Origin of the sequence: Pseudomonas sp. Irchel 3A7 (assembly GCF_900187565.1) — a bacterium.
Classification (GTDB): domain Bacteria; phylum Pseudomonadota; class Gammaproteobacteria; order Pseudomonadales; family Pseudomonadaceae; genus Aquipseudomonas.
The window spans coordinates 126,310-139,668 of the sequence record NZ_FYED01000007.1; the positions used below are offsets into that span (position 1 = coordinate 126,310).

Sequence of the window (13,359 nt, forward strand, 5' to 3'; positions counted from 1 at the left end):
AAAGGAACGGCTAAAAACGTCACCAGTCACTACTTAGGCATCTCCAAAAAGCCTGAGGAGTCTCGCCTGATGAGTACTAAAAAGCCTGCCACGCCAAAGAGTGACCTGGCCGGGACCGATACCCTGGACCGAAGCAACACCAACGCCAAACTCGATAGCCTGGAAAAATTCCGCTCCGATGCCACAGGCGAAGCCTTGCGCACCAACCAAGGCGTGAAGGTGGCGGACAATCAGAACACCCTGAAAGCCGGCGCCCGCGGGCCGTCGCTGCTGGAAGATTTCATCATGCGTGAAAAGATCACGCATTTTGACCATGAGCGCATTCCCGAGCGCATCGTTCATGCCCGCGGGACGGGTGCCCATGGCTACTTCCAGAGTTATGAGAATCACAGCGTTCTGACCAAAGCCGGATTCCTGCAAGACCCCGGCAAAAAGACTCCAGTCTTCGTACGCTTTTCCACGGTGCAGGGCCCTCGCGGGTCAGGCGATACCGTGCGTGATGTACGAGGTTTCGCCGTGAAGTTCTTCACCGATGAAGGCATCTACGACTTGGTGGGCAATAACATGCCGGTGTTTTTCATCCAGGACGCCATCAAGTTCCCTGACTTCGTCCACGCGGTGAAACCCGAACCCCACAACGAAATACCCACCGGCGGCTCGGCCCACGACACCTTCTGGGACTTTGTTTCGTTGCAGCCGGAATCGGCGCACATGGTGATCTGGGCCATGTCCGACCGGGCAATCCCAAAAAGCCTGCGCAGCATGCAAGGCTTTGGGGTTCACACCTTCCGCATGATCAATGCCGAAGGAAAATCGCGCTTCGTCAAATTCCACTGGCGCCCCGCCGCCGGCACCTGTTCCCTGGTGTGGGATGAAGCACAAAAACTTGCGGGAAAAGATACCGACTACCACCGTCGCGACCTCTGGGAAGCCATCGAAGTGGGCGACTACCCGGAATGGGAATTGGGTGTTCAGGTCGTCGAGGAAGAAAACGAACACGCTTTCGATTTCGACATCCTCGACCCGACCAAGCTCATTCCTGAAGAGATCGTACCCATCACCCCGCTGGGCAAAATGGTGCTCAACCGCAACCCGGACAACTTCTTCGCCGAAACCGAGCAGGTCGCGTTCTGCCCGGGGCATATCGTGCCGGGGATCGACTTCTCCAACGATCCACTGCTGCAGGGCCGGCTGTTTTCCTACACCGACACGCAGATTAGCCGACTCGGTGGCCCGAACTTTCACGAGATTCCAATCAACCGAACGATTTCACCCCTGCACAATGGCCAGCGGGACGCGTTGCACCGCACCACCATCGACAAAGGACGTGCGGCCTACGAACCAAACTCCATCGATGGCGGCTGGCCTAAAGAAACCCCACCCGCAGCGCAAGACGGCGGCTTCGAGAGCTACGCGGAGCGCATCGACGCCAACAAGATCCGTCAACGCAGCGAGTCGTTCAGCGACCACTTCTCCCAGGCACGGCTGTTTTTCCACAGCATGAGCAAGCATGAGCAGGAACACATCATCTCGGCGTACAGCTTTGAGCTGGGCAAGGTGGAACGTGAGTTCATTCGGGCAAGGGAAGTGAATGAGATCCTGGCCAACATCGATCTGGAACTTGCCAAACGGGTGGCACAGAACCTTGGCCTGCCGGTGCCGAAAGCCGGAACGGTCCAAGTACCGAAAGCGTCCCTGGAACGCTCGCCGGCTCTGAGTCAGGCCAATCTGCTGCCGGGCGATATCAAAACCCGGAAAGTGGCGATTCTGGCGGCCGATGGCGTAGACGGTGCAGCAATCGAAGCCATGAAGAAAGCGCTGGAAGCTGAGGGGGCGCATGCCAAATTGCTCGGCCCGACCTCGGCACCGGTAAAAACTGCCGATGGCAAGTCGATGCCGGTGGACGCTTCGATGGAAGGCTTGCCTTCAGTGGCGTTCGATGCGGTGTTCGTGCCTGGAGGCGCGGCGTCGATCAAGGCGCTGAGCACTGACGGCGTGGCGTTGCATTACGTGCTGGAGGCTTACAAGCATTTGAAAGCGATTGCGTTGCATGGCGAGGCGAAGCAATTGCTGGATGTGTTGAGGCTGGAGATTGATGCGGGGTTGATCGTGGGTGCGGACGCCAAGCTGTTCAAGGCGTTTTTTGCGGCGATCGGGCAGCATCGGGTTTGGGAGAGGGAGTCGAAGGCCAAGCGTATTCCAGCCTGAAGTGTTGTATCGACAGGGATGACCTCTTCGCGAGCAGGCTCGCTCCCACAAGGTTAGCGTGAACCTGTGGGAGCGGGCTTGCCCGCGATGCTTTTAAGGGGTTTTACGAGGGCTCAGAACAACTTGCGCCGGAACGCTGCGCAGAATCTGCCGTTCCAGCTTCAGATCAAACTGCGGATCCAGCTTATTCACCCGCTTGGTCAGCAGGTTAGCCAACCACGGATAATCGTCAGTACGTGGCACCTGAAGGCTCACATCGCACTGAAAATTCACCACATCGGCGGCAATGGCATCCAGTTGACGGCGCATTTTGCCCATATCGGTGATTTTCAGCTTCACCGTGGTGCTTTCAGCTTCCGGATCAATGACCTTGGCTTTGCGCTTGGCTTCGGCGGACTTGAGATCCGCTTCGGTTTTTTCCAGTTCAGCCTTGCGGGCTTGAGCGAGCGCACCATTGACCCCGCCGGTGAGTGCAGGAGCCTTGGGCATCAAGGCGCGAGCCCGAGCCAGGGCGGTGGCCGCCGCGTTTACATCACCTTTTTGCAGCACGATCTGGCTGCGCATCAGATAGGCTTCGGCCAACTGCCGCTGGTATTGCTCCAGGGATTGATCGTTGGGCGATTCAGCCTGCAAGGCAGCCAGTTGACCTTCGGCAGTGGCCAGTTCGCTGCTGGCCAGGCTTTGTTCCAGCTGTGCAATGGCCGTGGCCCGCGCATCCGGGACCTCGGTGGCCGCTGGTGGCGTGCTTTGGCAAGCGCCCAGCAGCAATGAAAATGCGACAAGGAGCAGATAACGGGAGGGGAACGACTTCATTCCTGCGACTCTCTATTTGCGCAAAAAACGAGCAAGTCTACACCCCTCGACGGGGCAGAACAAAACTCAGCAGAAACAGCGCGGCGGCCGTCACTACAATCGACGGGCCGGCCGGTGTGTCCTTGAACCAGGACAACGCCAGCCCGCCACACACGGCGAGTATGCCCAGCAGGCTCGCGCCCAGTGCCATCTGTTCCGGTGAACGGGCGTGACGTTGTGCCGCAGCCGCCGGAATGATCAGCAACGAAGTGATCAGCAACACGCCGACGATTTTCATCGCCACGGCAATCACCACGGCGATCAGCAACATCAGCGCCATGCGCAACCCCGCCACCGGCAGGCCTTCGACCCTGGCCAACTCCTCATGCACGGTGATTGCCAGCAATGGCCGCCACAGCGTCACCAGCAACGCCAGCACTGCCGCGCTACCGCCGAGAATCCACGCCAGATCGGTCGGGCTGATCGCCAGCAGGTCGCCAAACAGATAGGCCATCAGGTCGATCCGCACTTCGTGCATGAAGCTTAGTACCACCAGGCCTAAAGAGAGGGTGCTGGGTGCGAGAATTCCCAAAAGCGTGTCGGACGCCAACGGCTGACGCTGCTGCAACGTCACCAGCATCACTGCCAACAGCAAACAGCCAACGGTCACAGCGACGGTCGGGCTGACATCCAGCAGGAAGCCCAGCGCCACACCCAGCAGCGCCGCATGGGACAGGGTATCGCCAAAATACGCCATGCGCCGCCAGACCACGAAAGAACCCAACGGGCCCGCAACGACCGCCAGAGCCAGGCCTGCAAGCAGGGCGTAAAGCAAAAAATCAGCCATGCTTGCAGCTATCTCCGTGAACATGGTTATGGCCCGACGCGGGCGCCTTGACTACCGAGCCATGCAAATCGTGGGCGTGGTCGTGATGGTGGTGATAAATCGCCAGGCTTTGTGCGTTTTTTCCGAACAGCTCGACGAAGGCCGGATCGCCGCTGACCTGCTCGGGGTGGCCGGAGCAGCAAACGTGGCGATTCAGGCACACCACCTGGTCGGTGGTGCTCATCACCAGATGCAGATCGTGAGAAACCATCAGCACACCGCAGCCGTGACGGTCACGCAGGCGGGTGATCAGGCTGTAGAGTTCGGCCTGCCCAGCCACGTCGACGCCTTGCACCGGCTCATCCAACACCAGCAATTCCGGTTCGCGCAACAGGGCGCGGGCCAGCAATACGCGTTGCATCTCTCCGCCGGAAACACTTTGCACGGGGCTGTCGATCACCTGTTCGGCACCGACTTCCTTGAGCGCGGCCAAGGCCATCGCTCGGTCCACGCCCGGCACCAGACGCAAGAAGCGCAGGACCGAGAGCGGCAGGGTCGGATCGACATGCAGTTTTTGCGGCATGTAGCCGACCCGCAGTTTCGGCTTGCGCCAGACACTGCCGCTGTCGGGTTTCAACAATCCCAGTACAGCGCGCACCAAGGTGGTCTTGCCGGCACCGTTGGGGCCGATCAGGGTGACGATCTGCCCTGGCTCGACGCTCAGCTCGATATTATCCAGCACACTTTGCCCGGCAAACGTGACGGCAACCTGCTCGAGGCGGATCAGCGCGTTGCTCATCAAGCCCCCTGGCAACCCGAGCAGAGGCCGATCACTTCGACCGTCTGGGCTTCGACGACGAACCCCACATCCTGGGCGCTGGCGATGATCGCGTCGCTGATGGATTTCTGCTCGAGCTCAATGGCTGCGTGGCAGTCGCGGCAGATCAGGAACTGACCCTGATGCGCGTGTTCCGGGTGATTGCAGCCGATGAAGGCGTTGAGCGAGGAGATGCGGTGTACGAGGCCGTTTTCCAGCAGGAAATCCAGCGCGCGGTACACGGTCGGTGGCGCGGCGCGGCGGCCATCCTGCTCGCTGAGTACCGCGAGAATGTCATAGGCGCCCAACGGCTTGTGGCTTTGCCATACCAGCTCCAGCACCCGCCGACGCAACGCGGTCAGACGCAGACCCTGGCGTTCGCACAGGGCATCGGCCTCAGACAGAGCGCTGTGCACGCAATGAGAGTGGTCGTGGGGACGGCTGGCAATCGGTGTTTTAGGCATGAGCGGCGACGAGTTTTGTGAGAGACGTTATTATGTTACCCGTTCTCGCCTCTTCGAGTGGTCATCGTGTCCCGACTTTTTTCTATCTTTGTCGCATTTGTCGCAAGTTTTCTGCTGATTGGTCCGGCGCAAGCCGAGGTCAAGGTCCTCACCAGCATCAAGCCGCTACAGCTGATTGCCGCTGCCGTACAGGATGGCGTGGCGATCCCGGAAGTATTGCTGCCGCCCGGCGCTTCGCCGCATAACTATGCCCTGCGCCCTTCCGACGTACGGAAAGTGCAATCGGTGGATCTGCTGTACTGGATCGGGCCGGACATGGAAGGCTTCCTGCCTCGGGTACTGAATGGCCGTACGCTGCCCAGCGTCGCCGTGCAGGATCTGCCCGGTCTGAAACTGCGTCATTTCGCCGAAGATAACCACTCCCACGCTGAAGAAGCCGACGAACATGACCACGATCACCGCCCAGGCAGCCTGGACGCGCATTTGTGGCTATCGCCGATCAACGCCCGGGTCATCGCCACAAAAATGGCCGCTGACCTCAGCACGGCCGATCCTGACAACGCCGCGCGGTATGCCAGCAACCTCAAGGCCTTTGATGAACGCCTGGATGCTCTCGACCTGCGCTTGAAGAAACGTCTGGCAGGTGTTGAAGGCAAACCATACTTCGTGTTCCACGAGGCCTTCGACTACTTCGAAGATGCCTACGGTCTCAAGCACGCGGGTGTGTTCAGCGTCGCAGCCGAGGTGCAACCCGGTGCCCAGCATGTCGCGGCGATGCGCGCACGACTGCAGGAAGTCGGCAAGACCTGTGTGTTCAGCGAGCCACCGCTGCGCCCACGCCTGGCGGAAACCCTGGTGGCCGGCCTGCCGGTGAAACTGGCGGAACTGGATGCGCTGGGCGGGTACACACCAGCGACTGCTCAGGGGTATGAGCAGGTGCTGGAGAAGCTGGGGAATGATTTGGCGGGGTGCCTGGAGTCGTTGTAACCAACACATAACCTGTGGCGAGGGAGCTTGCTCCCGCCGGACTGCGTAGCAGGCCCGTTTTTTTGGGGCCGCTTCGCTGCCCAGCGGGAGCAAGCTCCCTCGCCACAATTTAGAGGGCGAAAGGTAGCGGCGTGTTGACCGTCTGCCGCTGCGCCAATCGCTGTTGAAACTCCATCGGATCGTGAATCAGCACATCCTGTCCGGCAAATGACTCCGCCGCGATCAACCGCGACAGCCAGAAACGCACACACGCCACCCGCAACATCGTCGGCCACAACTCGGCTTCGGCCGCGGTGAACGGACGCAGTGCAGCATAAGCACCCAGCAACGCCCGCGCCCGTGGCCCGTCGATCAGGCCGTCATCGTCGGAGCACCAATCGTTCAGGGCAATCGCCACGTCGTAGAGCATCGGCCCCGAACACGCGTTGTAGAAGTCGATCAGGCCCGTCAGGTGCGTGCCTTCGAACATCGCGTTATCGCGGAACAAGTCGGCGTGGATATTCGCCCGAGGCAGCGCCAGAATTTTCTCTTTCTGCTGGGTGATTTCTTCCAGCGCCCGCTCCAGCAAGTCCTTCTGCTCGGCATTGAGGTGCGACAGAAACTGCGTGCCCTCCTCCAGCATCCAGTCCAGGCCTCGATCGGTCTTGCGCTTGATCATTTTGGCCTGGGTCGCCAGGTGCAGGTGCGCCAGCAACTCACCCACCTGCGCACAATGCTGTGCGTTGGCTTGCTTGATGTGTTTACCGGCCAGGCGCGGTTGCAACAGCGCTGGTTTGCCGGCCAATTCGCGTAGTGCAACGCCGTCGGTGGTGCGCAGGGCGTAGGGCACCGGCAGGTCGGCTTCGTGCAGTACGTCGAGCAATTCGATGAAGAACGGCATCTCCTGCACCGGGCCACGCTCGACCAGGGTCAGGACGAACTCGCCCTGCTCCAGGCTGATAAAGAAATTGGTGTTTTCGCTACCGGCGGCAATCCCCTGGAAATCAAGCAGGCGGCCGAGGCCATAAGGGGCGAGAAAGGTTTCCAGCTCGGGCCGAGCCAGGGGGGTGAACACAGACATGTTTTAACTGCCAGTACGGGCGCCGCTGTCGAGCCAGCGCCGATTGAAATTAAGAAACTACTTCCACTCAAAGATCTTCCACGACGGAATCAGCATATCCGGCTGATCCGAGCGGATGAAGTTACCGTCCGATCCATCGGCGCGCACCAGAAAATACGGTTTGCCGACACTCGGAGTGACCTGGATGGCGTACAGAAAGCCATTTTGGCGGTACTCCTTGATCGTATTGTCGCCTTCCGTGCGAATGGTGACTTCCGGTTCCGGCGATGGCGCATCGTCCGCCGCCATCACGGCCAACGGAGTGACTGCAAACAACCCAGCCAGCAACAGGCGATTTAGTGTGCGCATGATAACCTTGTCCCTTTGTCGTCAACGGTCCCGCTATTCTAGCGCCGGACCCGCCGAAAAGGTTGATCCTGCTCATGAGCCAAGCCCCCCTCGTCCTGGTGGACGGTTCGTCTTACCTGTACCGCGCCTTTCACGCGCTGCCACCGCTGACCACCTCCAAAGGCCTGCCGACCGGTGCGGTCAAGGGCGTGTTGAACATGCTCAAGAGTCTGCGCAAGCAGTACCCGGACAGTCCGTTTGCCGTGGTGTTCGACGCCAAGGGTGGGACATTTCGCGATGAGATGTACGCCGAATACAAGGCTAATCGTCCGAGCATGCCCGACGACATGCGCGTGCAGATCGAGCCGTTGCATCAGAGCGTGATCGCCCTGGGCTTCCCGCTGCTGTGCGTTGAAGGCGTCGAAGCCGACGACGTGATCGGCACCCTGGCCCGCAGCAGCGCCGCCGCCGATCGCCCGGTGGTTATCTCCACGGGCGACAAGGACATGGCGCAACTGGTCGACGGCCACATTACCTTGGTCAATACCATGACCGGTAGCAGCATGGACGTGGAGGGCGTGAAGGAGAAATTCGGCGTCGCTCCGGAGCAGATCATCGATTATCTGGCGCTCATGGGCGACTCTTCCGACAACATTCCGGGGGTTCCGGGAATCGGTCCGAAAACCGCCTCCGGTCTGCTGGTCGGTGTGAATGGCGGCCTGAGCGAGCTCTACGCGCAGCTCGATATCGTCCCGACCCTGCCGATCCGCGGCGCCAAGACTCTGCCGGCCAAGCTCGAAGAGCACAAGGAGATGGCGTTCCTTTCCTACCAGCTGGCGACGATCAAGGTCGATGTGCCGTTGGAGATCGGCCTCGATGACCTGCAAATGGGTCCTGAAGATCCAGTCAAACTCACCGAGCTCTACAACCTGCTCGAATTCAAGAGCTGGTTGAATGATCTGCAACGGGACGCCAAGCGCATTGAGCTGAGCACTGCCGCTGAGCCTGAGCCGGTCGTCGATCTGTTCAGCGCCACCGAAGCCGAGGCACCGGTGACGACGTCTGAAACCCGGTACGAGACCCTCCTCGATCAGGCGCGATTCGACGTCTGGCTGGAGAAACTGAACAACGCCACGTTGTTCGCCTTCGACACCGAAACCACTGGCATCGACGCGCAACAGGCGCAACTGGTGGGTTTGTCATTTGCTGTGCAGGCCAACGAAGCGGCCTACATCCCGTTAACCCATTCCTACATCGGCGTGCCCGAGCAGCTGGATCGCGACACCGTCCTGCTTGCCCTGAAGCCGATTCTGGAAGACCCGAACAAACTCAAGGTCGGTCAGCACGCCAAGTTCGACATGAACATCCTGGCCAACTGCGCCATCGGTGGCGATCAGGCCAACGGCATCACCGTGCGTGGAGTCGCTTTCGACACCATGCTCGAGTCCTATGTACTCAACTCCACGGCCACCCGCCATGACATGGACAGCCTCGCGCTGAAGTATCTGGACCACACCACGGTGAGTTTCCAGGACATTGCCGGCAAAGGCGTCAAACAGCTGACCTTCGATCAAATCGCCCTGGAGCAGGCGGGCCCGTATGCCGCCGAAGACGCCGACGTCACCCTGCGTCTGCATCAGGCGCTGTTCGAGAAACTCACCGCCATCCCGAGCCTGGCCAGCGTGCTGACCGACATCGAAATCCCGTTGGTGCCGGTGCTGGCGCGTATCGAACGCCAAGGCGCGTTCGTCGATGCCGCACTGCTCGGGGTGCAAAGTATTGAACTGGGCGACAAGATGGTGGCGCTGGAGCGTGAAGCCTTCGAGATCGCCGGCGAGGAGTTCAACCTCGGTTCGCCCAAGCAACTCGGCGTCATCCTTTACGAGAAGCTCGGTCTGCCGGTACTGAAGAAAACCGCCAAGGGCCAGCCATCCACTGCCGAAGAAGTGCTGGCCAAATTGGCCGAGGACGACTACCGGCTGCCCAAGGTGCTGATGGAATACCGTTCCATGAGCAAGCTGAAAAGCACCTACACCGACCGTTTGCCGGAGCAGATCAACCCACGCACCGGGCGCATCCACACCTCGTACCACCAGGCGGTAGCGTCTACAGGGCGCCTGTCTTCCAGTGATCCGAACCTGCAGAACATCCCGGTGCGCACCGCTGAAGGGCGTCGCATCCGCCAGGCCTTCGTGGCCCCGACCGGTTACAAATTGCTGGCGGCGGATTATTCGCAGATCGAACTGCGGATCATGGCGCATCTGTCTCGGGATGAAGGTCTGATGAACGCCTTCCGCCACAATCTGGACGTACACACCGCCACTGCTGCTGAAGTGTTCAAGGTCGAATTGGCGGACGTGACCTCCGACCAGCGCCGCAGCGCCAAGGCGATCAACTTCGGCCTGATCTACGGCATGGGCGCACAGAAGCTTGGCAAAGACATTGGCGTCGATACCAAGACCGCCAAAGCTTACATCGATACTTACTTCGCCCGTTATCCGGGTGTGCGCGAGTACATGGACCGCACCCGCGCCCAGGCAGCGGAGCAGGGTTATGTGGAAACCTTCTTCGGGCGCCGTTTGTATCTGCCGGAAATCAACTCTAACAAACCGCAGGAGCGTGCGGCCGCCGAACGCACGGCGATCAACGCGCCGATGCAGGGCACCGCAGCGGACATCATCAAGAAAGCCATGGTGGCGGTGGACAACTGGCTGGCGTCTTCGGGCCTCGATGCCAAGGTCATCCTCCAGGTGCACGATGAATTGGTGCTTGAGGTGCGTGAAGATCTGGTCGACCAGGTCCGCGATGAAATTCGCGTCCACATGAGCGGTGCGGCGAAACTGGATGTTCCGCTGCTGGTCGAAGTGGGTGTAGGTAACAACTGGGATGAGGCTCACTGAGCCCATCAAGATGAGGGTTTTGCTGCGGCATAGTGCCGCGGCAGAACAAGTAGAGAGCGCTTAGTCCGGAAAATGCTTGGAGTTATTCCAAACGTATTTGAAAAAAATCTGAACTAGTCCGGGAATCGCTACTCAGAGTTACTGAATGGCTGGTGAAGCCCTTCGATGCTCCTATGTTGTGTTAAGTGTTGGCAGATATCTGGACCCCGCCCTAGCGGTCTAGAACTTGAACCCCGGAACTTCCCCCTCCCCATAGAAGTCCGGGGTTTTTTTTGCCTTAAAACTGGCTGTGACGCGCTATTTGCCTTGCCTGAGCGCGTCACAACCAGTTTTTTATTCGGCCACCTCGGCACCCTTGTCCGCCAGTTCCATCCAGCCTGCCAATACAGTGTAGGCGTCTTCCAGGCCCATGCGTTTCGGTGCCGAAAAAAGCTGAATCGTCACGCTGTCGCCCCAGCCCTTGCGGATTTCCGACTGAACCTTGAGCAGCGTGTTCTTCGCCGCGCCGTAGGTCAGCTTGTCCGCCTTGGTCAGCAGAATGTGCATCGGCATGCCGCTGGCCACGGCCCAGTCGAGCATCAGCAGGTCGAAATCAGTCATTGGATGACGGATATCCATCATCAGAATCAGACCCTTCAAACTCTCGCGACTGCCCAGATAAGCTTCCAGGTGACGCTGCCAGTGTTGCTTGAGCGGGATAGGGACTTTTGCGTAACCGTAACCGGGCAGGTCGACCAGACGACGTTCATCGTCTAGCTTGAAGAAGTTCAACAGCTGTGTGCGTCCCGGTGTTTTCGAGGTACGCGCCAGGCTGGCATGGGTCAAGGTGTTGAGCGCACTGGACTTGCCGGCGTTGGAACGCCCGGCGAAGGCAACTTCAAAACCTTCGTCGTCCGGACATTGGTCGACTTTGGCGGCGCTGAGCATGAAGGTGGACTGTTGGCACAGACCGAGGATGGGATTCTTGAGTTGCATGGGATTTCCGATGTGGGCGGCGCCGGGAATGGGCGCGGCAAGCAGTGTCGCTTCCGTTTCAGTGACGCCAGTATATAATGCCGCAGATTTTGTGTGCGCTTTGTCCCAGCGTAGGATGAAGTTCACGAGAGCGACAGACCTTGATTGCGCACTAGAACGCAGCACGCTCTCAACCCTGAAAAGGTCGTTTTATGACGAAATGGCTGCTAGCCGCCGGTGTCTTGATGCCGCTTTACAGCGCTCAGGCTACACAGGATCCGGAAGCTGTGTACAACCGTGTTTGTGGTGCCTGTCATTCCGGCCAACTACCCATGGCGCCCAGAAGAGGCGATCAGGAAGCTTGGACGCCGAGGTTGGCGAAAGGTATGGAGACGCTGGTGCAACACGTGACCCAGGGTTTCAAGGCGATGCCGCCGCGTGGTTTGTGCATGGACTGCAGTGCCGAGGATTACCGAGCCATCATCCAGTGGATGAGCGAGTAAACCCGGTCCATAACTCTTAACCCTTAGCCGTAGTTGGATTAGCTGATGAACAAATTGATCGTGAGTCTGCTGTTGACCGTGGGAATCTCCGGCATTGCCCATGCTGCAGGTGAGCCAGTAAAACCTGGTGACGCCGCCGCAGGCCAGGCAAAAGCCGCCGTATGTGGCGCCTGTCATGGCCCGGATGGCAACAGCATGGCGCCAAACTTTCCGAAACTGGCGGGGCAAGGTGAACGCTACCTGACCAAGCAGCTGCACGACATCAAGTCGGGCAAGCGCACCGTTCTGGAAATGACCGGTCTGCTGACCAATCTCAGCGATCAGGACCTGGCGGACATCTCCGCCTACTTCGCCAGCCAGAAAGGCAGCGTTGGCGCCGCCGACCCGAAAATCGTGGCTCGCGGTGAAGCGCTGTTCCGTGGCGGTGATCTGGCCAAGGGTCTGCCATCCTGCACCGGCTGCCACTCGCCAAACGGCACAGGCAACGCCGCAGCCGGCTTCCCGCACCTGGGTGGCCAGCACGCTCAATACATTGCCAAGCAGCTGACCGACTTCCGCAAGGAAGAAGGTGGTCGGGCCAACGACGGCGATACAAAACCGATGCAGAGCATTGCCAAAAAGCTGAGCGACGAAGACATCGCCGCAGTGTCGAGCTACATTCAAGGCCTGCACTAAGGCCGGCGAATCGAGCGTTGCGCGAGGCATACAACGCTTGCAACGTTAACGCTCGATTAATCCGTCGCAGCAAGTATAAAAAGGGTGGCTTTGGCCGCCCTTTTTTGTGGCCGCTGCCGTTACACTACAGAACTCAGACCCGCCATGACCTGTCTGAAAACAGGTCGCGCGAGGCGATAAAATTTGTCCAGGAGTAAAGCATGCGTAATCTGATCATCAGCGCCGCACTCGTCGCTGCCAGCCTGTTCGGCATGACTGCCCAGGCTGCCGAAGCCCCCGCCGCCCCTTACGTCGAACTGAGCAATCCGGTTCCGGTCGCCGTTCCGGGCAAGATCGAAGTGGTGGAGCTGTTCTGGTACGGCTGCCCGCACTGCTACGCCTTCGAGCCAGTGATCAATCCCTGGGTCGAGAAGCTGCCTTCCGACGTGAACTTCGTCCGTATCCCCGCCATGTTCGGCGGCCCGTGGAACGCACACGGCCAGATGTTCCTGACCCTGGAAGCCATGGGTGTCGAGCAGAAGGTCCACGCTGCGGTGTTCGAAGCCATTCAGAAAGAGCACAAAAAGCTGACCGACAAGAATGACATGGCGGACTTCCTGGCCACCCAGGGCGTCGACAAGGACAAGTTCCTGGCCACCTTCGACTCTTTCGCTATCAAGGGTCAGATCGCCAAGGCCACCGACCTGGCCAAGAAATATGAAATCTCCGGTGTTCCAACCTTGATCGTCAACGGCAAATATCGCTTTGACGTGGGCTCTGCCGGCGGCGCCGAGCAAGCCCTGCAATTGGCTGACAAACTGATCGACAAAGAGCGAGCGGCTAACAAGGCTGCCGCCAACTAAGGGC

General features: G+C 59.5%; 13 protein-coding genes. 6 read left to right on the top strand and 7 right to left on the bottom strand.

Translation table 11 applies throughout. From position 1 onward, the window contains the following. Nucleotides 1-39: 39 nt before the first annotated feature. Nucleotides 40-2,208, top strand: coding sequence for a catalase HPII (gene katE, locus CKW21_RS13550; protein WP_256590224.1), 2,169 nt, complete (start codon nucleotides 40-42; stop codon nucleotides 2,206-2,208). 93 nt (nucleotides 2,209-2,301) lie between these two features. Here katE and CKW21_RS13555 read toward each other — a convergent pair whose 3' ends face one another. From CKW21_RS13555 to zur, 4 genes are read right to left on the bottom strand one after another with little or no spacing between them, the layout of a single operon-like run. After that, nucleotides 2,302-3,021: a PA5502 family lipoprotein gene (locus CKW21_RS13555; RefSeq protein ID WP_095194471.1), complete on the bottom strand. Its 720-nt coding sequence runs from the start codon at nucleotides 3,019-3,021 to the stop codon at nucleotides 2,302-2,304. Between the two features lie 37 nt (nucleotides 3,022-3,058). Then, on the bottom strand, nucleotides 3,059-3,847 hold the full coding sequence (gene znuB, locus CKW21_RS13560) for a zinc ABC transporter permease subunit ZnuB (protein WP_095194472.1): 789 nt from the start codon (nucleotides 3,845-3,847) through the stop codon (nucleotides 3,059-3,061). Continuing rightward, the gene (gene znuC / locus CKW21_RS13565; RefSeq protein WP_095194473.1) at nucleotides 3,840-4,625 is read right to left on the bottom strand and encodes a zinc ABC transporter ATP-binding protein ZnuC; all 786 of its coding nucleotides are present in this window, start codon (nucleotides 4,623-4,625) and stop codon (nucleotides 3,840-3,842) included. Before znuC ends, znuB begins: the two co-directional genes overlap by 8 nt. Then, nucleotides 4,625-5,107 (bottom strand): zinc uptake transcriptional repressor Zur, encoded by a 483-nt coding sequence (zur, locus tag CKW21_RS13570; RefSeq protein ID WP_095194474.1) that lies wholly within the window; start codon nucleotides 5,105-5,107, stop codon nucleotides 4,625-4,627. Before zur ends, znuC begins: the two co-directional genes overlap by 1 nt. Nucleotides 5,108-5,173: 66 nt before the next feature. Between zur and CKW21_RS13575 the strand changes: the two genes are divergently transcribed. Then, the gene (locus CKW21_RS13575; protein ID WP_095194651.1) at nucleotides 5,174-6,094 is read left to right on the top strand and encodes a zinc ABC transporter substrate-binding protein ZnuA; all 921 of its coding nucleotides are present in this window, start codon (nucleotides 5,174-5,176) and stop codon (nucleotides 6,092-6,094) included. 109 nt (nucleotides 6,095-6,203) lie between these two features. Here the strand turns inward: CKW21_RS13575 and CKW21_RS13580 are convergent, their stop codons facing one another. Then, complete coding sequence (locus tag CKW21_RS13580) at nucleotides 6,204-7,154, bottom strand: homoserine kinase (RefSeq protein WP_095194475.1); 951 nt, start codon at nucleotides 7,152-7,154, stop codon at nucleotides 6,204-6,206. A gap of 57 nt (nucleotides 7,155-7,211) precedes the next feature. Beyond that, on the bottom strand, nucleotides 7,212-7,502 hold the full coding sequence (locus tag CKW21_RS13585; protein WP_095194476.1) for a DUF2782 domain-containing protein: 291 nt from the start codon (nucleotides 7,500-7,502) through the stop codon (nucleotides 7,212-7,214). A gap of 74 nt (nucleotides 7,503-7,576) precedes the next feature. Between CKW21_RS13585 and polA the strand changes: the two genes are divergently transcribed. After that, nucleotides 7,577-10,381 (top strand): DNA polymerase I, encoded by a 2,805-nt coding sequence (gene polA / locus CKW21_RS13590; protein ID WP_095194477.1) that lies wholly within the window; start codon nucleotides 7,577-7,579, stop codon nucleotides 10,379-10,381. 333 nt (nucleotides 10,382-10,714) lie between these two features. Here the strand turns inward: polA and yihA are convergent, their stop codons facing one another. Beyond that, the gene (gene yihA, locus CKW21_RS13595; RefSeq protein ID WP_095194478.1) at nucleotides 10,715-11,356 is read right to left on the bottom strand and encodes a ribosome biogenesis GTP-binding protein YihA/YsxC; all 642 of its coding nucleotides are present in this window, start codon (nucleotides 11,354-11,356) and stop codon (nucleotides 10,715-10,717) included. A gap of 191 nt (nucleotides 11,357-11,547) precedes the next feature. On the opposite strand from yihA, the gene CKW21_RS13600 reads away from it, so the two are divergent. From CKW21_RS13600 to CKW21_RS13615, 3 genes are all read left to right on the top strand, one after another. After that, the gene (locus tag CKW21_RS13600; protein ID WP_019020904.1) at nucleotides 11,548-11,838 is read left to right on the top strand and encodes a cytochrome c5 family protein; all 291 of its coding nucleotides are present in this window, start codon (nucleotides 11,548-11,550) and stop codon (nucleotides 11,836-11,838) included. A gap of 45 nt (nucleotides 11,839-11,883) precedes the next feature. Further along, nucleotides 11,884-12,513, top strand: coding sequence for a cytochrome c (locus CKW21_RS13605; protein WP_095194479.1), 630 nt, complete (start codon nucleotides 11,884-11,886; stop codon nucleotides 12,511-12,513). 200 nt (nucleotides 12,514-12,713) lie between these two features. Then, nucleotides 12,714-13,355: a thiol:disulfide interchange protein DsbA/DsbL gene (locus CKW21_RS13615; protein ID WP_095194481.1), complete on the top strand. Its 642-nt coding sequence runs from the start codon at nucleotides 12,714-12,716 to the stop codon at nucleotides 13,353-13,355. Nucleotides 13,356-13,359 lie beyond the last annotated feature (4 nt).